Annotated in this window: 17 protein-coding genes; 13 read left to right on the top strand and 4 right to left on the bottom strand. The window is 72.1% G+C overall.

Annotated elements, in window-relative coordinates; all coding sequences use genetic code 11:
- Positions 1-53: 53 nt before the first annotated feature.
- Positions 54-905, bottom strand: a complete 852-nt coding sequence (gene pdxY / locus B5M43_RS00580) for a pyridoxal kinase PdxY (protein WP_055988361.1) — start codon at positions 903-905, stop codon at positions 54-56.
- A 107-nt stretch (positions 906-1,012) separates the two neighbouring features.
- Between pdxY and B5M43_RS00575 the strand changes: the two genes are divergently transcribed.
- From B5M43_RS00575 to B5M43_RS00535, 9 genes are all read left to right on the top strand, one after another.
- Complete coding sequence (locus B5M43_RS00575) at positions 1,013-1,774, top strand: YebC/PmpR family DNA-binding transcriptional regulator (RefSeq protein WP_055988359.1); 762 nt, start codon at positions 1,013-1,015, stop codon at positions 1,772-1,774.
- 159 nt (positions 1,775-1,933) lie between these two features.
- Positions 1,934-2,656 (top strand): phosphotransferase, encoded by a 723-nt coding sequence (locus B5M43_RS00570; RefSeq protein ID WP_055988357.1) that lies wholly within the window; start codon positions 1,934-1,936, stop codon positions 2,654-2,656.
- A gap of 148 nt (positions 2,657-2,804) precedes the next feature.
- Positions 2,805-3,389, top strand: coding sequence for a crossover junction endodeoxyribonuclease RuvC (ruvC, locus tag B5M43_RS00565; protein ID WP_055988355.1), 585 nt, complete (start codon positions 2,805-2,807; stop codon positions 3,387-3,389).
- 27 nt (positions 3,390-3,416) lie between these two features.
- Positions 3,417-4,034 carry a Holliday junction branch migration protein RuvA gene (gene ruvA / locus B5M43_RS00560; protein WP_055988354.1) on the top strand — a complete coding sequence of 206 codons (618 nt, stop codon included), beginning with the start codon at positions 3,417-3,419 and terminating at the stop codon, positions 4,032-4,034.
- Positions 4,027-5,064 (top strand): Holliday junction branch migration DNA helicase RuvB, encoded by a 1,038-nt coding sequence (ruvB, locus tag B5M43_RS00555; RefSeq protein ID WP_134745044.1) that lies wholly within the window; start codon positions 4,027-4,029, stop codon positions 5,062-5,064. Before ruvA ends, ruvB begins: the two co-directional genes overlap by 8 nt.
- Positions 5,065-5,152: 88 nt before the next feature.
- The gene (locus B5M43_RS00550; RefSeq protein ID WP_230667472.1) at positions 5,153-5,476 is read left to right on the top strand and encodes a preprotein translocase subunit YajC; all 324 of its coding nucleotides are present in this window, start codon (positions 5,153-5,155) and stop codon (positions 5,474-5,476) included.
- 138 nt (positions 5,477-5,614) lie between these two features.
- Entirely contained in the window at positions 5,615-7,351 is a 1,737-nt protein-coding gene (gene secD / locus B5M43_RS00545; protein ID WP_134745045.1) for a protein translocase subunit SecD, read from the top strand.
- Positions 7,351-8,328 carry a protein translocase subunit SecF gene (gene secF, locus B5M43_RS00540; RefSeq protein ID WP_055988346.1) on the top strand — a complete coding sequence of 326 codons (978 nt, stop codon included), beginning with the start codon at positions 7,351-7,353 and terminating at the stop codon, positions 8,326-8,328. Before secD ends, secF begins: the two co-directional genes overlap by 1 nt.
- Before the next feature lie 61 nt (positions 8,329-8,389).
- A complete protein-coding gene (locus tag B5M43_RS00535) occupies positions 8,390-10,633 on the top strand; it encodes a bifunctional (p)ppGpp synthetase/guanosine-3',5'-bis(diphosphate) 3'-pyrophosphohydrolase (protein ID WP_134745047.1) in 2,244 nt (747 codons plus the stop codon).
- On the opposite strand, the gene B5M43_RS00530 is transcribed toward B5M43_RS00535, so the two are convergent.
- The 3 genes from B5M43_RS00530 to B5M43_RS00520 form a co-directional block, all read right to left on the bottom strand.
- Positions 10,620-11,165: a type IV toxin-antitoxin system AbiEi family antitoxin gene (locus B5M43_RS00530; RefSeq protein WP_055988343.1), complete on the bottom strand. Its 546-nt coding sequence runs from the start codon at positions 11,163-11,165 to the stop codon at positions 10,620-10,622. The two genes, B5M43_RS00535 and B5M43_RS00530, sit on opposite strands and share 14 nt — an antisense overlap.
- An 85-nt stretch (positions 11,166-11,250) precedes the next feature.
- Positions 11,251-12,822, bottom strand: coding sequence for a DUF349 domain-containing protein (locus tag B5M43_RS00525; protein ID WP_134745049.1), 1,572 nt, complete (start codon positions 12,820-12,822; stop codon positions 11,251-11,253).
- Positions 12,823-12,902: 80 nt separating this feature from the next.
- Positions 12,903-13,229 (bottom strand): hypothetical protein, encoded by a 327-nt coding sequence (locus tag B5M43_RS00520; RefSeq protein WP_055988341.1) that lies wholly within the window; start codon positions 13,227-13,229, stop codon positions 12,903-12,905.
- 158 nt (positions 13,230-13,387) lie between these two features.
- On the opposite strand from B5M43_RS00520, the gene B5M43_RS00515 reads away from it, so the two are divergent.
- From B5M43_RS00515 to alaS, 4 genes are all read left to right on the top strand, one after another.
- Complete coding sequence (locus B5M43_RS00515; RefSeq protein ID WP_134745050.1) at positions 13,388-14,740, top strand: replication-associated recombination protein A; 1,353 nt, start codon at positions 13,388-13,390, stop codon at positions 14,738-14,740.
- A gap of 156 nt (positions 14,741-14,896) precedes the next feature.
- Complete coding sequence (gene rpsD, locus B5M43_RS00510) at positions 14,897-15,526, top strand: 30S ribosomal protein S4 (protein ID WP_055988338.1); 630 nt, start codon at positions 14,897-14,899, stop codon at positions 15,524-15,526.
- A gap of 126 nt (positions 15,527-15,652) precedes the next feature.
- Positions 15,653-15,850, top strand: a complete 198-nt coding sequence (locus tag B5M43_RS00505; protein ID WP_055988336.1) for a hypothetical protein — start codon at positions 15,653-15,655, stop codon at positions 15,848-15,850.
- Positions 15,851-15,959: 109 nt separating this feature from the next.
- Complete coding sequence (alaS, locus tag B5M43_RS00500) at positions 15,960-18,620, top strand: alanine--tRNA ligase (protein WP_134745052.1); 2,661 nt, start codon at positions 15,960-15,962, stop codon at positions 18,618-18,620.
- The last annotated feature ends 16 nt before the right edge of the window (positions 18,621-18,636 follow it).

Genomic DNA, 18,636 nt, shown 5'->3' with positions numbered 1-18,636 from the left:
TCTCACTTCGGGCCGGAATCCCAGGCGGATTCCGGCCCGAAGTGAGACACGGATCAGCGCACCTGGCGCGCCTCGAACTCCAGGCGCGGGTTCGCGTAGTGCTCCTGCGCCTCGACGAGCTGCAGCTCGCGCTCGCCCGACGCCAGGGTCTGCTCCAGCAGCCCGAAAACGCTGGACGCGGTGCGCGCGAGGGCCTCGGCCGCCGATCCCGTCGCCCGGTAGTGCGCGGTGAACAGCGCGGCGGTGACATCACCGGAGCCGTTCGCCTTGAATGGCAGGTGCGGCGTCTGGACGATCCAGGCACCCGCGTCGTCGGCCGCGAGCATCTCGATCGTGCCGTCCTCGCGGTCCGGGCGCTCGACGCTCGTGACGAGGACGGTGCGCGGGCCCATGTCGCGGGCCAGGTCCACGGAGGCGAGCGTCGACTCCAGATCGAGCGGGGTCGTGCCCGTCAGGTAGCCCAGCTCGAACTGGTTCGGCGTGATCAGGTCGGCCACCGGCACGACCTTGTCGCGCAGCAGATCCGGGATCGCCGGGGCGACGAAGCAGCCGGACTTCGCGTTGCCCATCACCGGGTCGCACGCGTAGATCGCATCCGGGTTCGCGGCCTTGACGCGGGCGACCGCGTCGACGATCACGTCCGCGATGCCCTCGCCGCCCTGGTAGCCCGACAGCACGGCGTCGATGCGCGGGAAGGCGCCGCGCTCCTCGATGCCCGTGATGACCTCGCGCACGTCGTCCGGCGCGATGAGCGGACCGCGCCAGGCGCCGTAGCCGGTGTGGTTCGAGAAGTTCACGGTGTAGACCGGCAGGACCTCGACGCCGATGCGCTGCAGCGGGAACACCGCGGCCGAGTTGCCCACGTGGCCGTACGCGACCGCCGACTGGATCGAGAGGATCTTCATCCCTCGATCCTCGCACCGCCGCGCGAGGGTCGCGACCGCGAGCCGGCCGACGGGTTCTCGTAGAATGTCCCGAGGCCCTCGGGCCACGTCAGCAGAGCGGGAGAGATATGTCCGGGCATTCCAAGTGGGCCACGACCAAGCACAAGAAGGCGGTCATCGACGCCAGGCGCGCGAAGTCGTGGGCGAAGCTCATCAAGAACATCGAGGTCGCGGCGAAGCTCGGCGGCCCCGACCTGGCGGGCAACCCGACGCTGTTCGACGCGGTGCTGAAGGCGAAGAAGACCTCGGTCCCGAAGGACAACATCGACCGCGCGATCAAGCGCGGCGCCGGCATCGGCGGCGAGTCGGTCGACTACACGACGATCATGTACGAGTGCTACGCCCCGGGCGGCGTCGCGATGCTGATCGAGTGTCTGACCGACAACAAGAACCGCGCGGCCGCCGAGGTCCGCACGGCCGTCACCCGCAACGGCGGCAACATGGCCGATCCGGGCAGCGTGTCGTTCAACTTCGAGCGCAAGGGCGTCATCGTCGCCTCGAGCGAGGGGACGACCGAGGACGACGTCATGCTCGCCGCACTCGAGGCCGGCGCGCTCGAGGTCGAGCCGCACCCGTCCGGCTTCGAGATCGTGACCGAGGCGAGCGACATGGTCGCCGTCCGCACGGCGCTGCAGGACGCCGGGATCGAGTACGAGTCGGCCGACGCCGAGTTCGTCGCGAACGTCAAGGTCCCGGTCGACGCCGAGACCGCCCGCAAGGTCTTCAAGCTGATCGACGCGCTCGAGGACAGCGACGACGTGCAGAACGTCTTCACCAACATCGACCTCTCGCCCGAGGTGCAGGCCGAGCTGGAGCAGGACGATGAGTAACCACGCCTTCTGACGCCGCCCCATCCGGATCCCGGGTGGGGCGGCGTCGTCTGCGCCGGCGGTTCCGAAAACCGGATGGGTGGTGCTCGTGAGGTGGGTGAGGTCCCATCCGTCGCTGTCGTCGCATACGTCCGGCGTTCGGAACGCTACGGTGGGCGCGTGGGCGAGGGCGAGGCGCTGGGCGGAGGCAACATCGCGCCCGTCGTACGCGTCGGGGACACGGTGCGCCGCGAGACCGGTCCGTGGACGCCCGCGGTCCATGCGCTCCTGATCAGCTGCGAGGAAGCGGGCGTGGACGGCACCCCGCGCGTGCGGGGAATCGACGAGCACGGTCGCGAGATCCTGTCGTTCCTGCCGGGGGAGGTGCTCGCCGGATCCGACGTCCAGTGGAGCCGGGACGCGCTCCGGGATGCGGCGCGGCTCCTGCGCCGGATCCACGACGCGGGCGCACCGCTCACCAGACGGTCCCTGACCTGGCGGGCTCCCGTGCACCGTCCTGCCGAGGTCGTCTGTCGCAACGACTTCGCGCCCTACAACCTCATCGTGCGCGACGGGCGCCTGGTCGGCGCGATCGACTTCGACTTCGCGTCGCCGGGGCCGCGGATCTGGGACGTCGCGTATCTCGCGTACCGCATCGCGCCGTACGCCGAGGATGCCGAGAGGTTCGATCCCGGGCGGCACGGCTCGCCGGATGAACGCGTCGCATTGCTCGTGGAGGCGTACGGCGGCCCGTGGTCGGTCGCGGACCTCCGGGCCGCGATCTCGCCCCGGCTCGACGAGCTGGCGGCGTGGACCGACGAGCACGCGCGCGCCACCGGCCGCGACGACCTCAGGGGCCACGCGGCGATGTACCGTCGCGACGCGGATCGACTGCGCGCCTGATCATCCGTGCCCGGTTCCGAAAACCGGATGGGTGTTGCTGGTGAGGAGGGTGGGGTCGCAGCCGCCGCCGTGGCCTCATCCGTCCGGTCTTCGGAACTGCGCGGCGCTTCGCGCGGGTCGCGTCGGATGCCGCGCCTACGCTGGGCGGGTGAGCTCGCTGCGTGTGCTGGGCATCGACCCCGGCCTGACCCGCTGCGGCGTCGGCGTCGTCGACGTGGCGCGCGACCGCAGCGCGTCGCTCGTGCACGTCGATGTCGTGCGCACGTCGCCCGACATGCCCATCGCCGAGCGGCTCGCGGCCATCGCCCGCGGCATCCGGGCAGTGCTCGACGCGCACCGGCCCGACGTCGTCGCGGTCGAGCGCGTGTTCGCGCAGCACAACCTGCACTCGGTGACCGGCACGGCCCAGGCCAGCGGCGTCGCGCTCATGCTGGCGGCCGAGCGGGGCATCCCCGCCGCGACCCACACGCCGAGCGAGGTGAAGGCCGCCGTGACCGGCTACGGATCGGCCGACAAGCGGCAGGTGCAGACCATGATCGCGCGCGTGCTGCGGCTGGATGCGCTGCCGCAGCCGGCGGATGCGGCGGACGCGCTCGCGCTTGCGCTGTGTCACGCGTGGGGCGGGGGTGCGTCGGCCCAGGCCCACGCCGCGGACACCTCGCTGACCCCGGCGCAGCGCGCGTGGGCCGACGCCGAGAAGCGCTCGCGACGCGCGCGTGTCGCTCGAACATAGGTGCGAAGCCGCACGTAGGCTGGTCGCATGATCTCCTCCCTTCGCGGCACGGTCCTGCACGCCGGCGCCGACAGCGTCATCGTCGAGGTCGGGGGAGTCGGGTTCTCGGTCGCCGTGCCGCCGGATGTCGCGCGCACCGCGCGGGTCGGCGAGACCCTCGCGCTGCACACCAGCCTGATCGTGCGCGAGGACTCGCTGTCGCTCTTCGGCTTCGCGAGCCGCGACGAGCTCGAGGTCTTCGGCGCGATGCTGAGCGTGTCGGGCGTCGGACCGAAGTCCGCGCTCGGCGTGCTGTCCGCGCTCACGGTCGACCAGATCGCGGCGGCGGTCGCGGAGGACGACGATCGCCCATTCCGCAAGGTGTCGGGGATCGGACCGAAGACCGCCAAGCTGATCGTCGTGCAGCTGCAGGGGAAGCTCGCCCCGCCGGCACCGAGCGCGGCGCCGGCGGTGGTGCCGGACGACGTCGTCACGCGTGTCGTGACGGCGGTCGCGGGGCTCGGCTGGCCCGAGCGCGTGGCCGGCGACGCGGTCGCGCAGGCCGCCGAGGCGGCGTCGGAGGCCGACCGCGCTTCTGTCCAGGCCCTGCTGCGCCTGACGCTGGCCCTGCTGGGCCCCGCCAAGCAGGGAGCGGCCCGTGGCTGACGGCGACCTCGACGTGACGACGCCGGCCCCGATCGACGAGACGGAGCTCGCGATCGAGGGCGCGCTGCGCCCCGGGTCGCTGGCCGAGTTCGTGGGCCAGCAGAAGGTCCGCGGTCAGCTGCAGCTGCTGCTGGACGCGGCGCGCATCCAGCAGCGCCCCGCGGACCACATCCTGCTCGCGGGACCGCCCGGGCTCGGCAAGACCACGCTCGCGATGATCGTCGCGCACGAGAGCGACCGGCCGCTGCGGCTCTCGAGCGGCCCGGCGATCCAGCACGCGGGCGACCTCGCGGCGCTGCTGTCGAGCCTCACGCCGGGCGAGGTCCTCTTCATCGACGAGATCCACCGGATGGCGCGCTCCGCCGAGGAGATGCTCTACCTCGCGATGGAGGACTTCCGGATCGACATCATGGTCGGCAAGGGCGCCGGCGCGACCAGCATCCCGCTGGATCTCGCGCCGTTCACGCTGGTCGGCGCCACGACGCGCTCGGGCATGCTCCCGAACCCGCTCCGCGACCGCTTCGGCTTCACGGCCCACCTCGAGTACTACGAGCCGGCCGAGCTGGAGCGCGTGATCGGCCGCTCGGCGGCGGTGCTGGGGGTCGAGCTCAAGGAGCGGCAGCGCGCCGAGATCGCCCGCCGCTCGCGCGGCACGCCTCGCATCGCGAACCGGCTGCTGCGCCGCGTGCGCGACTACGCGCTGGTCCACACGGGCGGGTCGACGCCGCGCATCGACGAGGTGCGCGCCGCGCTGGACCTCTACGACGTCGACGAGATCGGCCTCGACCGGCTCGACCGCGCCGTGCTCGACGCTCTCGTGAAGCGCTTCCGCGGCGGACCCGTCGGCCTCTCGACCCTCGCGGTCGCCGTCGGCGAGGAGCCCGACACGGTCGAGAGCGTGGTCGAGCCGTACCTCGTGCGCATCGGCTTCATGGGCCGCACGCCGCGCGGCCGTGTCGCCACCCCGGAGGCGTACACCCACCTCGGCGTGCCGCACCCGGACGGGGCGCTGAAATTCGATGACCTATAATCGCTGAAGGTCTGGCGGGCTCCCGCCGAATCCCCCTCCTCGCGCCGAAGACGGTGCGTGCGCTGACGTGAAAGGCACACCCCGCCCCATGGATCCGAACCTCCTTCTTCTCGTCGTCCTGGCCGTGCTGCTGATCTGGATGTTCTTCAGCTCGCGCCGCCGCCAGCAGAAGATGCGCGAGGAGCAGGAGCGCAAGGCGCAGCTCATGGTCCCGGGTGCCCGCGTCATGACGCGCTCCGGCCTGTTCGGCACGCTCGTCGAGTACGACAAGGACGACCTGTCCAAGCCCGCGCGCGTCGAGATCGCGGCGTCGTCGCCGAGCTGCACACCCAGGCGCTCGACCTCGCGCCGGAGGCCACGGCCGACGCGGTCGTCGACGCCACGGACGCCGAGGCGGCCGACGAGCCGCTGATCGACACGACCCCGGACGCGACGCCGGAGCAGAAGCCCGCCGCCGACCGTCCCGACGCGGACGAGCTCCCGGGCGACGACAAGAAGGCCTGACCTCCCGCGCTCCCGTCCGCCCCCGCTGCAGAAAGCTGACACGCCAGTGGCGACATCCTCTCCTGCGCGCCGTGCCTGGCGCGTCCTGACCGGTCTGCTGGTCATCACCGCGGTGCTGTTCGGGGCGAATGCTCTGGGCGCCCACGTCCTCAAGGGCGGCACCTGGGTGCCCGAGCTGGCGCTCGACCTCCAGGGCGGCACGCAGATCGTGCTGGAGGCGCAGACCGAGGACGCCGATCCGACGGCCGAGCAGCTCGCGCAGGCGGTGGCGATCATGCGCCAGCGCGTCGACGCCTCGGGCGTCGGCGAGTCCGAGATCTCGACCCAGGGCGCGTCGAACATCGTCGTCCAGATCCCCGGCGTGGCGGACGCGGCGACGCGCGAGCGCATCCAGGCCAGCGCCCAGCTCGAGCTGCGCGCCGTGATCTACGCCTCGGGCCCGACCAACACCTTCGTGGGCGAGGACGGCGAGGAGACGCCGTATCCGACCCCGGACCCGTCGCTGAACGCGACGCCGACCGGTGAGCCGTCGAACGGGTCGGACGCCGCGTGGGTGAGCGACCGCCTGTGGGCGGAGTTCCTGGCGTACAGCTGCGCCGACCCCGCCAACGACCCGTCGTCGGCGCCCGCGGACCAGCCGCTCATCACGTGCGACACGGCCGGGACAGCGAAGTACATCCTGGGACCGGTCGAGATGACCGGCGACTCGATCGTGGACGCCACCAACGGCGTCGACCCGCAGAACGGCCAGTGGAACGTGCAGCTCACGTTCGACGACGAGGGCGCGCAGACGTTCGGCGAGATCAGCCAGCGCCTCTACGGGATCGGGCAGCAGAACCCGAGCGACCCGCGCAGCCAGTTCGCGTTCGTGCTCGACGGCTCGATCATCTCGGCCCCGCAGATGAACGCGGTGATCACCAACGGCCAGCCCAGCATCTCGGGCGGCGGGATCGATCAGGACACGTCCAAGGTGCTCGCCGACCAGCTCAAGTTCGGCGCGCTGCCGCTGAGCTTCGAGGTCGTCAGCTCCGACACCATCTCGGCGACGCTCGGCTCGCAGCAGCTGCAGAGCGGCCTGATCGCGGGCCTGATCGGCCTGGCGCTCGTGGGCCTGTTCGTTGTGCTGGTCAGCTACCGCGCCCTCGGCTTCGTGATCATCGCGTCGCTCATCGTGATGGCGGTGCTCACGTACATCCTGCTGTGCCTGCTGTCGTGGCGCCTCGGCTACCGCCTGTCGCTCGCGGGCGTGGCGGGTCTGATCGTCACGATCGGCTTCACGGCGGACTCGTTCATCGTCTACTTCGAGCGCATCCGCGACGAGCTGCGCGACGGCAAGGCGGTGACGGTCGCGGTCGAGGACGGCTGGGCGCGCGCGAAGCGGACGATCTACATCTCGAAGTCGATCAACGTGCTGGCGGCCGTCGTGCTGTACATCCTGGCCGACGCGACCGTGAAGGGCTTCGCGTTCACGCTGGGCCTGACGACCGTGCTCGACATCCTGATCTTCGTGATGTTCACGCACCCCGTGATGCAGCTGCTCGTGCGCACACGCTTCTTCGGCGAGGGCCACCCGCTGTCGGGCCTCGACCCCAGCGCGCTCGGCGCGGTGTACCGCGGCCGCGCCCGCTTCCGCGAGCCGGTCGCGACCGGCGCGCGCGCCAAGCGCTCGCGCGGCGAGGCCGAGCGCCGCCAGACCATCGCCGAGCGCAAGGCCGCCGAGCTCGCGGCCGCGACCGCCGCATCGGACAAGCGCGCCGCCGGCGCCGAGGAGGACAACGCCTGATGCGCGCCATCACCCAGTTCGGCAACGACCTCTACACCGGCAAGGTGTCCTTCCCGTTCGTCGGGCGCCGCCGCACGTGGTTCGTCCTCGCGATCGTGCTCGTGGTGCTGTCGGCCCTGGCGCCGTTCGTGCGCGGCGTCGAGTTCTCCGTGGAGTTCACGGGCGGATCGCAGTTCCTCGTGTCGGCGCCCCAGTCGCGCGACCAGGCGATCGCCACCGAGACCATCGACGAGGTCGTGCCCGGCACGACCACCAAGGTCACGACGGTCGGCGGCCGCGACATCCGCGTTCAGACGTCGCAGCTCACGGACGACGAGACGCAGCAGGTCACGACGGCCCTCGCCGAGGCCTACGACGTCGCGCCCGAGGAGGTCAACGCCTCCTTCATCGGCCCCAGCTGGGGCGCGGACGTCACGCGGCAGTCGCTCTGGGGTCTCGCGATCTTCCTGGCGCTGACCTTCCTGATCCTGGCGATCTACTTCCGCACGTGGAAGATGTCCGCCGCCGCGATCGTGGGCCTGGTCGACGTGCTGATCATCACGATCGGCATCTACTCGCTGTGCGGCTTCGAGATCTCGCCCGCCGCGGTCATCGGCTTCCTGACGATCCTCGCGTACTCGCTCTACGACACCACGGTCGTGTTCGACAAGATCCGCGAGAACACGGCGGACGACGGCGAGGCGACGGGACGCACGTTCGGCGAGTCCGTGAACCTCGCGGTCAACCAGACGCTGGTGCGCTCGATCAACACGTCGGTCGTGGCCGCGCTGCCGGTCGCGGCGATCCTGTTCATCGGATCGTTCTGGCTGGGCGCCGAGACGCTGTCGGACATCTCGCTGTCGATCTTCGTCGGCATCATCGTCGCGACGTACTCCACGCTGTTCGTCGCGGCGCCGCTCTACTCGCTGTTCCGCGAGGGCGAGCCGGCGATCCGACGGGCGGACGAGCGGGTCCTCGCCGCGCGTGCGGGGGACTGAGCCGTCCGCGCCCGGGCGTAGGATGTTCGAATCCGCATCACCGGGTGGGAGGAGGCGCAGCATGGCCGATTCGGTGACGTCCCAGGCCCCGAGCCTGCGGCGCCTCGTGCCGCGCATTTTCTCGCGCGCGGCCCGTCACGCGGACCTCACGCGCCTCATCAACACCGTGCGGCTCAACCACCCGCGCGGCGACATGGCGATCGTCGAGCGGGCGTACGCGGTCGCCGACGAGAAGCATCGCGGCCAGAAGCGCCAGAGCGGCGAGCCGTACATCACGCATCCGCTCGCGGTCGCGCAGATCCTCGCCGAGCTCGGGCTGGGCCCGCGCGCGATCGCCGCGGCGCTGCTGCACGACACGGTCGAGGACACGGGCTACCCGCTCGAGGAGCTGCGGGCCGAGTTCGGCGACGAGGTCGCGCTGCTGGTCGACGGCGTCACGAAGCTCGACAAGGTCAAGTACGGCGAGAGCGCGCAGGCCGAGACGGTCCGCAAGATGATCGTCGCGATGTCCAAGGACATCCGCGTGCTCGTGATCAAGCTCGCCGACCGGCTGCACAACGCGCGCACGTGGGGCTTCGTGCCTCCCGAGAAGGCCAAGAAGAAGGCCACCGAGACGCTCGAGATCTACGCGCCGCTCGCGCACCGCCTCGGCATCCAGACCATCAAGTCGGAGCTCGAGGACCTCTCGTTCGCGGTGCTGCACCCGAAGATCTACAACGAGATCGACAGCCTCGTGAAGCAGCGCACGCCGCAGCGCGAGCAGTACGTGCAGAACGTCATCGACGACGTGAACCGCGACCTGCACGAGCTGCGCATCCGCGGCACGGTCGTCGGCCGCCCGAAGCAGCTGTACTCCGTCTATCAGAAGATGGTCGTCCGCGGTCGCGAGTTCGACGACATCTACGACCTGATCGGCATCCGCGTGATCGTCGGCACCGTGCGCGACTGCTACGCGGTGCTCGGCTCGATCCACGCGCGCTGGCGCCCGCTGCCGGGCCGTTTCAAGGACTACATCGCGACGCCGAAGTTCAACCTCTACCGGTCGCTGCATACGACCGTGATCGGCCCGGGGGGCCGCACGGTCGAGATCCAGATCCGCACGCAGGAGATGCATCAGCAGGCGGAGTTCGGCGTCGCCGCGCACTGGAAGTACAAGGAGCGCATGGCGGGGGGCAAGGCCGACCCCAAGGCGCTCGACACGGACATGGCGTGGCTCGCGCGGATCTCGGACTGGGAGTCGGAGACCAAGGACCCGGGCGAGTTCCTCGACTCGCTGCGGTTCGAGATCGGCGCCAAGGACGTCTACGTCTTCACCCCCAAGGGCAAGGTCATCGGACTGCCCGCGGGCGCGACCCCGGTCGACTTCGCGTACGCCGTGCACACCGAGATCGGCCACCGCACGATGGGCGCCAAGGTCAACGGCCGCCTCGTGCCGCTCGAGTCGACGCTGAACTCGGGCGACGTGGTCGAGGTGTTCACGTCGAAGAACCCCGATGCGAGCCCCAGCCAGGACTGGCTCACTTTCGTCAAGAGCACGCGTGCGCGCAACAAGATCCGCGGCTGGTTCACGAAGGAGCGCCGCGACGAGGCGATCGAGCAGGGCAAGGATGCGATCGCGCGCGCGATGCGCCGCCACCACCTGCCGCTGCAGCGCCTGAAGGACTCGCTCCAGGACGTGGCCGACCTCATGCACTACGAGGACGTCTCCGCGCTCTACGCCGCGGTGGGCGAGGGCCACGTCTCGACGCAGTCGGTGCTCGAGAAGGTCGCGTCCCTCGTGCAGACCAGCGAGGAGTCGTCGACCGAGCAGGTCGAGCTTCCGCCGACCGTCAGCCAGCGCCGCCCGCGCGGCGGCGACTCGGGCGTGCTGGTGCGCGGCGCCGACGACATCCTGGTCAAGCTCGCGAAGTGCTGCACGCCCGTCCCGGGCGACCAGATCGTCGGCTTCATCACGCGCGGCAGCGGCGTCTCGGTGCACCGCGCGGACTGCACGAACGTGGCGTCCCTCCGCTCCGACCCCGCCCGCATGATCGACGTGACCTGGGCGCCGACGACCAAGAGCGTGTTCCTGGTGCAGATCCAGGTCGAGGCGCTGGATCGCGCCGGCCTGCTGTCGGACGTCACGCGCGTGCTCACGGAGCACCACGTGAACATCCTGTCGGCGACCGTGTCGACCACGAAGGAGCGCCTGGCGCTGAGCCGCTTCGTGTTCGAGATGGGCGACGCCGTGCACCTGGACCGCGTGCTCAACGCGGTGCGGCGCATCGACGCCGTGTACGACGTCTACCGCGTCACGTCGTCCTAGCGGGTCCGCCCCGCAGCGACCGCAGGATCTCCGCGGCCGGGCGCCGGCCGCCGAAGCGGCGGTGCGCGTCGATCCAGGCGAGCGCCTGCTCGATCAGCGGCGGCGTCGCGAGTCGCCGCGCCGCGGCGGCCGAGTCCGGATCGTCGAACTCGCGCACGAGGTCGACCAGCGTGCGGGCGGGGTCGGAGACCCGCACCCCGCCGAGCAGCACCGTGTCCTCGACCGCGATGGGGGTGTCGCGGAACCGGATCCGCCGGTCCACGGGTCGCGCGACGCCGCGCGCGGCCGTGCGCTGCACGTGGTGCACGCGAGGCGGCACGCCGGATGCGCCGTGGACCCACGCGGCCGTCAGCCCGATCGCGACGAGGCTCCCGCCGAGGATGCCGCGGAGCGTGGCGGCGCGCAGGGCCGGCGTCTCGAGCGCATCGGCGGGCACGTAGGCGTCGCCGACGGCGACCAGCTCGCCGTCCAGCCGCGCGGCGGACAGCTCGGCGGGGGAGAGGCCGTCGTGGTCGAAGCGGGCGTACGTCATGGCGGCAGTGTGCCGCGAAACGCGAGGGGCGCGCCGCCGCGGTGTGGATAACCGCGGGCGGCGCGCCCCTGTGACCCTCGCGGGCTCAGCCGCCGATGGCCTTGAGCCAGGCGCGGCGGGCGTCGAGCGCCTCGCGCGCGGCCGACTCGGCCTTCTTGTCGCCCTTCGCCTGCGCGTCGGCGAGCTCGGTCTCGAGCTTGGCGATGGCCTCCTCGAGCTGGCGGGTCGCCTCGTTGGCGCGCGCCTTGGTCTCGGGGTTGTTGCGCTTCCAGTCGACCTCCTCGCGGGCGCGGAGGTCGTTCTCGATGCGGCGCAGCTGGTCGTCGAGCGCGCGCTCGGTGTCGCGCGGGAAGATCCGGCCGACCTCGTCCCAGCGGCGCTGGATGCTCGTGAGCAGCTGGCGCGCCTTGGTCAGGTCCGCGGTGTCGGCGACCGCCTTCGCCTCCTCGAGGAGGGCCTTGCGCGCCTCGATGCGCGGGGCGGACTCCGCCTGCTCGGCGGCGTCGCGCTCGGCGCGGGCCGAGTACAGGGCGTCGCCCGCGGCCTTGAACCGCGCCCACAGCGCGTCGTCGACCTTGCGTCCGGCGCGGCCGGCGGCCTTCCACTCGTCCAGCAGCGCCCGGTAGGCGGGGATGCCGTCCTCGCCCTTGGAGGCCAGCGCCTCGGCACGCTCGATGATGCGCGTCTTGCGGTCGCGGGCGGCCTTGTGGGTCTCGTCGAGCTCCGCGAAGAACGCGCGGCGGTGGCGCTCGACGGTCGAGCGCGCGTCCCGGAAGCGCTTCCACAGCGCCTGACCCGTCGACTTGGGCAGCCGGGGACCGGTCTGCTGGTGCTGCTGCCACTCCTCGAACGCCGCCGTGAGCTCGGCCGTGGCCTGCTTCCACTGGATCGACTTGGGGTCGCGCGCCGCGAGGGCCTCCACGCGCTCCACGATCGACGTGCGGTGCGCGATCGCCTCCTCGACAGCCGCGCGGTGCGCGGCCGCCTCCTCGGCGCTGGCCTCGGCCAGCGTGCCGGTCAGCGCGTCGAGCCGCTCGGCCAGCCCGGCGAGGTCGCCGACCGCCGCGGCGCCCACGACCTCCTCCTTGAGCTTCTTGGCCTGGCCGCGCAGGTCGGCCGCGGAGGCGCCGCCGGCGAGGCGGCGCTGCTCGAGCGTGCGCACGCGCAGCGCGAGGTCGTCGAACTTGCGGCGGTAGTAGGCCAGGGCCTCGTCGGGCGTGCCGTCGGGGTACTCGCCGACCACGCGCCAGTCGTCGCCCTCGCGCACCGACACCACGCCGGCCTCGTCCACGCGACCCCACTCGGTCGTGTCGGCGGCGGGCGCCGCGGTCGCCGCCGGCGGGCGAGGCACGGGACCCGGCGTCGCGGGCGCCGGGGCGGGCGCCTCCGCGGGCGCGTCGGCGTCGGCGGTCTCGGCTGCCTCCGCCTCGGGCTCGGCGGGCGCGGCCTCGGTCTCTGCTGCCTCGGCTTCGGGCTGAGCGGCGTCATCCGCCGGCACGGCATCGGCGTCGGCCGGGGCGTCGGCGGCAGCGGGCTCCTGGGCGTCGTCGGCGGCTGCCGGCTCCTGAGCGCCGTCGGGCGCGGTCTCGGCGACCTCCGGGGCGGCGTCGCCGGCCGGGGTCGTGTCGTCAGCGGGGGTGTGATCGGGGCTCGTCACGGGGAGGCTCCTTGCGCGGTGGCCGCGGGAGGGGACAGGACGCGCCCCAGCCTAGTACGCGCCCGGACGGCGGGCCGGGGTCAGCCCGCGGGCGTCTCGGTCGGCGCGGGGGTCTCGGCCGGAGCGGGCGTGCCGGTCGGCGCGGGAATGGCGGTGGGACCCGGCGTCGTGACCGGGGCCGTCGGCGACGGCGCGACGGCTCCCGGGCCCACGCCGTAGAACAGCGCCTGCCCGCCCACGGCGGCGCCGACGATCAGCGCGGCCGCGATCGTGGCGACCACGTTGTCGCGACGCCGCCGGCGGCGCTGCTGCTCGTGGAGCTGCACGCGCGCCTCGTAGCGCCGCGCCCGCTCGCGCGCCTCGCGCTCCGCACGCTCCTTCGCGGAGCCCCTGCCGCCTGCCGCCATGGCAACGAATCCTCTCGACGTCCGGCGCCGTCCGCGGACGGCGCCCCAAGCTGAGCGGGAACGAGCCTACGCATCCGGCGCGCCCGGGCCGAAATCGCTGCGGCGTTCCGCGGAATCCGTCCGCGTCCCGTGTCGTCGGCCGCGGATACGCTGGTCGGATGATCTCGTCAGGCGGCGCATCCACGCTCGGCGGGGCGGGTCGCGCCCAGACGCCGCTCGCCGTCCGCATGCGGCCCGTGTCGCTCGACGAGGTCGCGGGCCAGGCGCACCTGCTCCGTCCCGGCTCGCCGATCGTCGCGCTCGCGGACCCGGATGCGCAGGCTCCCGGCACGGTGTCGGTGATCCTCTGGGGCCCGCCCGGTACGGGCAAGACCACGCTCGCCCAGGCCATAGCCCGCTCGTCGGGGCGCCGCTTCGTCGAGCTCTCCGCGATCACGGCCGGCGTCAAGGACGTGCGCGAGGTGATGCAGGAGGCCCTTAACCAGCGCGACCTGTACGGCCAGTCCACCATCCTGTTCCTCGACGAGATCCACCGTTTCACGAAGGCGCAGCAGGACGCGCTCCTGCCGGGCGTCGAGAACGGCTGGGTCATCCTGATCGCCGCGACGACCGAGAACCCCTCGTTCTCGGTCATCTCGCCGCTCCTGTCGCGCTCCCTGCTCCTCACCTTGCAGCCCCTCACGGACGACGACCTCGGTCTGCTCATCGACCGCGCGGTCGAGGATCTCCGGGGGCTCGCGGGCGAGATCCTGCTCACGCCCGAGGCGCGCGCCGCCCTCATCCGGCTGGCGTCCGGCGACGCGCGGCGCGCGCTCACGGCGCTCGAGGCCAGCGCGGGCGTGGCGGTGTCGGAAGCGCCGGAGGAGAGCGACGGCGCACCGGCCGTCACGGCCGAGCACGTGGCGCAGGCGGTCGACCGCGCGCTCCTGCGCTACGACCGCCAGGGCGACGAGCACTACGACGTCATCAGCGCCTTCATCAAGTCGATCAGGGGGTCCGACGTCGACGCGGCCATGCACTACCTGGCGCGCATGGTGGAGGCGGGGGAGGATCCGCGCTTCATCGCGCGCCGACTCGTGATCTCCGCCGCCGAGGACATCGGGCTCGCCGACCCGCATGCGCTGCAGATCGCGGTCGCGGCGGCCGACGCCGTCGCCTTCATCGGGATGCCCGAGGGGCGCATCCCGCTCGCGGAGGCCACCGCCTACCTCGCCACCGCGGCGAAGTCGAACGCCGCCTACAACGCCATCAACGCGGCGGTCGCCGACGTCAAGGCGGGCCGGATGGGGCCCGTGCCCAAGCATCTGCGCGACGCGCACTATCCCGGTGCCAAGCGGCTCGGGCACGGCCGCGGCTACGTCTACCCTCATGACCACGACCTCGGCGTGGTGCCCCAGCAGTACCTGCCCGACGAGCTGCAGGGGCGGCGGTACTACGAGCCGAAGCAGCACGGGGCGGAGCGCGACATCGCCGCGCGCCTGGAGCGGCTGCGCCGCATCCTCGACGCCTGAGGCGACGGGCCCGGTCTGGTAAGCTTGATCGGCTCTGAAATCGGGGCACATCCCTCTTCGCACATCCCCCAGGCGGGTAGACGTACGCCTGTGACCGGATGAAGCGGGACTGTACGTCCGAGCGTCGCGACAGTCGCGGCCTCGTGAAAGGAAATCATGACCACCAAGTCGCAGGACCGCCGCAAGGTCCGCCTCTCCCGCGCCCTGGGCATCGCGCTGACGCCCAAGGCCGCCCGCTACCTCGAGAAGCGCCCGTACGGCCCCGGCCAGCACGGCCGCACCAAGCGCAAGGCCGACAGCGACTACGCCGTCCGTCTGCGCGAGAAGCAGCGTCTGCGCGAGCAGTACGGCATCCGCGAGAAGCAGCTCCGCATCGCGTTCAACGAGGCGCGCCGCACCGAGGGCCTGACCGGTGAGAACCTGGTCGAGCTCCTCGAGATGCGCCTCGACGCGCTCGTGCTGCGCTCGGGCTTCGCCCGCACCACCGCGCAGGCCCGTCAGTTCGTGGTGCACCGCCACATCCTCGTCGACGGCAAGATCGTGGACCGCCCGTCGTTCCGCGTGAAGCCGGGCCAGACCATCGAGGTCAAGGCCAAGAGCGAGGGCCTCGAGCCCTTCCAGGTCGCGGCCGCCGGCGGTCACGCCGAGGTCCTCCCGAACGTCCCGGGCTACCTCGAGGTCGAGCTCGACAAGCTCCAGGCGAAGCTCGTGCGTCGCCCGAAGCGCGCCGAGGTGCCCGTCACGTGTGACGTGCAGCTCGTCGTCGAGTACTACGCCGCCCGCTGATCCAGCGTGTCGTCCGAGAGGGCGTCGGGGCCTCGGCCCCGGCGCCCTCTCGCCGTCTCGGGCCCGCGATCCGTCTACGATGGAACGACGCCGCGTCCCGCGGCGACCGACCGGAGGATGGGTGACATGAAGAACGTGCTGTGGTTCCTGCTCGGCATCGTCGGCGGCTTCGTCGCGGCCCACTTCCTGAACAAGGACCCGCGCGGGGCCGAGGTGCTGGCCGACATCGACGCGCGCATCGACGAGTTCGTCGAGCGCATCGGCGAGGCGTACCGCACCGAGGAGGCGCGCCGGTCGTCGGCGGGCGACCTGCCGGCCGCCTGACCCCCGCTCCTCGCCGGCTGCCGTCCCGAGGCGGCCGCTCCCGCATGCACGGCCGCACGCCCGATCCCGGGCCCCGCGGCACCCCTCAGTCAAGGACGAAGCACCCCAGATGAAGACCGCGGAGATCGCGCAGCGCTACCTCGACTACTTCGAGAAGAACGACCACACCATCGTGCCGTCGGCCTCGCTCGTGAGCGACGACCCGTCGATCATGTTCACGATCGCCGGCATGGTGCCGTTCATCCCGTACCTCACGGGAGTGGTGCCCGCGCCGTACCCGCGCGCCGCCGACGTGCAGAAGTGCATCCGCACGAACGATATCGAGGAGGTCGGCAAGACCGCCCGCCACGGCACGTTCTTCCAGATGCTCGGCAACTGGTCGTTCGGCGACTACTTCAAGGAGGGCGCGATCGCGTACGCCTGGGAGCTGCTGACCTCCTCGGAGGCCGACGGCGGCCTGGGCTTCGCCGAGCGCGACCTCTGGGTCACGGTGTACGAGGACGACGACGAGGCCGCCGCGCTGTGGCAGAAGGTCGCGGGCCTGCCGGCCGACCGCATCCAGCGGATGGGCCGCGCGGACAACTTCTGGACGACCGGTCAGCCCGGCCCCGCCGGCCCCTGCTCGGAGATCTACTTCGACCGCGGTCCCGCCTACGGCGCCGAGGGCGGCCCGGCGGTCGACGACAGCCGCTTCCTCGAGATCTGGAACCTCGTGTTCATGCAGAACGCGATCGAGAACGTCCGTTCGAAGACCGAGTTCGACATCGTGGGCGAGCTGCCCGCGAAGAACATCGACACGGGCATGGGGCTCGAGCGCGTCGCGTTCCTGAAGCAGGGCGTCGAGAACATGTACGAGACGGACCAGGTCCGCCCGGTGCTGGACCGCGCCTCGGAGCTGTCGGGCCGCCGCTACGGCGCCGTGCACGAGGACGACGTGCGCTTCCGCATCATCGCCGACCACGTCCGCTCGTCGCTCATGCTGCTGTCGGACGGCGTGACGCCGTCGAACGAGGGCCGCGGCTACATCCTGCGCCGCCTGATGCGTCGCAGCGTGCGCGCCATGCGCCTGCTCGGCGTCGAGGAGGCGACGTTCCCCGCGCTGTTCGAGGCGTCGCGCGACGCCATGAAGGACGCCTACCCGGTCGTCGAGGCCGACTGGCAGCGCATCTCGTCGTACGCGTTCGCCGAGGAGGAGACCTTCCTGCGGACGCTGTCGTCGGGGTCTACCATCCTCGACACCGCGGTCGCCAAGACCAAGGCCGAGGGCGGCGCCACGCTCGCGGGCGACCAGGCGTTCCTGCTGCACGACACGTACGGGTTCCCGATCGACCTGACCCTCGAGATCGCCGAGGAGGCCGGGCTCGGCGTCGACCGCGCGGGCTTCGACTCCCTCATGCAGGAGCAGAAGCAGCGCGCCAAGGCGGACGCCCGCTCGCGCAAGCGCGCGCTCGCGGACGTCAGCGTGTACCGCGAGTTCCGCGCGTTCGGCGAGACCGTCTTCACGGGCTACACCGACCTCGAGACCGAGACGCGCGTGCTCGGCGTGCTGGTCGACGGCGTGTCGGCCGGACGCGCGACCGAGGGCCAGATCGCCGAGGTCATCCTCGCCGAGACCGCGCTCTACGCGGAGTCGGGCGGCCAGGTCGCGGACAAGGGCACGATCGTCGGCCCCGGCTACGAGCTCGAGGTGCTCGACGTGCAGCGCCCTGTGCCGGGCCTCGTCAGCCACACGGTCGAGGTCACGCGGGGCGAGGTGGGCGTCGACCAGCCCGCCACCACGATCGTGGACGCCGCCAACCGCCGCTCGGCGCAGCAGGCACACTCGGCCACGCACCTGGTGCACGCCGCGCTCCGCGACACGCTGGGCAAGGGCGCGACGCAGGCGGGCTCGCTCAACCGCGCCGGCTACCTGCGCTTCGACTTCACGTGGGGCCAGGCCCTGAGCCCCGAGACCCGCTCGGAGATCGAGGAGATCGCCAACAACGCGGTCCGCGACAACCTCGAGGTCACGACGCGCGTGGTGTCGCTCGACGAGGCGAAGGCCGCGGGCGCCATGGCGCTGTTCGGCGAGAAGTACGGCGAGAAGGTCCGCATGGTCGACATCGGCGGCCCGTGGTCGCGCGAGCTCTGCGGTGGCACGCACGTGTCCGCGAGCGCCGAGATCGGGCTCATCAGCCTGATCGGCGAGTCGTCGGTCGGCGCCTCCAACCGCCGCGTGGAGGCCCTCGTGGGTCTCGATGCGTTCCGCGAGCTGACCGCCGAGCGCGCCCTCGTCGCGGAGCTGTCCGCGTCGCTCAAGGCGCCCAAGGACCAGCTGCCGGCCCGGATCGCGGAGCTCACCGCAAGCCTGAAGGCGGCGGAGAAGAAGATCGCGGCGTACGAGGCCCGTGCGCTCGCCGACCGCGTACCCGCGCTCGCCCAGACCGCGCAGCGCGCGGGCGCCGTGAACCTGGTCGCGCAGTCGGTCGGCGCCGTCGGATCGGCCGACGACCTGCGCAGCCTCGCCACGTCGGTGCGCGAGCGCCTCGGCTCCGATGCCGGCGTGGTCGTCCTGACCGGCACGGCCGGCGACAAGGTGCTCGCGATCGTCGCGACCAACGAGGCCGCCCGCGCCGCCGGCGCCAAGGCCGGCGCGCTGGTCAAGGTCGCGCTCGAGAAGCTGGGCGGACGCGGCGGCGGGCGCGACGACATGGCGCAGGGCGCCGGCGTAGATGCCTCGGCGGAGCCCGCGGCGCTCGACGCGGTCCGCGCGGCCCTTCAGGCCGCATGACCGGATCCGCCCGGAT

Origin of the sequence: Microbacterium sp. MEC084, from assembly GCF_004514465.2 — a bacterium.
GTDB lineage: Bacteria > Actinomycetota > Actinomycetes > Actinomycetales > Microbacteriaceae > Microbacterium.
Note: the sequence above shows the minus strand (reverse complement) of the source record. Positions and strands in the feature narration are given on the sequence as shown.